The sequence below is a fragment of the Oleiphilus sp. HI0066 genome (assembly GCF_001635725.1).
The window spans coordinates 1-730 of sequence record NZ_LWFH01000109.1 but is presented as its reverse complement, the minus strand read 5'-3'; the positions used below and the strand labels follow the sequence as shown (position 1 = coordinate 730).

Sequence of the window (730 nt, the reverse complement as noted above, 5' to 3'; positions counted from 1 at the left end):
AAGTATATTCATGTAATACTGACCTACTTAAAAACTCACGCCTAACTAACAGTTATTCTCCAACATGCATTGAGGCGATCGCACAATGAATCAGGAAAGTTTATTTAATGAAAGCCTTCCAAAGCAAAATGAACCAGAACTGATTCAGTTGTCAGGAGGTAATCTTTCATTTTTTTCGCCGTTTCTCGATGACCATACAGCCGGGCAACTTTTTCAAATTCTATTGGATGAACTGAATTGGCAACAACCAGAAATACGAGTTTATGGCCGCTATCAACGTATTCCAAGGCTGCAGGTTTGGATGGGAGATGCGGAAAATAGCTACAACTACTCCGGCAAATTATTCCAGCCGACACCTTGGCATGATGCAGTGTTAACCATCAAAGAGCGAGTCGAAATACTGACCAGTTGCGCTTACAACTCAGTATTGATCAATCAGTACCGAGACGGGCAAGATTCCGTTTCTTGGCATAGCGACGATGAGTCAGAGCTAGACTCTGATACTCCAATCGCATCGGTATCGCTTGGTATAACACGAAAGTTCGAACTCAAGCCAAATGATGGCATCGAAACCAAACAGTCGATAGAGCTAAAACACAACACCTTGTTGGTGATGTCACCAGACGTTCAAACTCACTGGAAGCATCAGATACCCAAACAACGACATATAAAAGAGCCTCGAATCAATTTAACATTTCGCAAAATCAACTAAGGCGCTACGCACCTTCTT

Annotated in this window: 1 protein-coding gene; it reads left to right on the top strand. The window is 42.3% G+C overall.

What is annotated here, in order from left to right; all coding sequences use genetic code 11:
- Positions 1 to 85 precede the first annotated feature (85 nt).
- Positions 86 to 712: an alpha-ketoglutarate-dependent dioxygenase AlkB gene (locus A3738_RS01670; protein WP_068478760.1), complete on the top strand. Its 627-nt coding sequence runs from the start codon at positions 86 to 88 to the stop codon at positions 710 to 712.
- Positions 713 to 730: the final 18 nt, after the last annotated feature.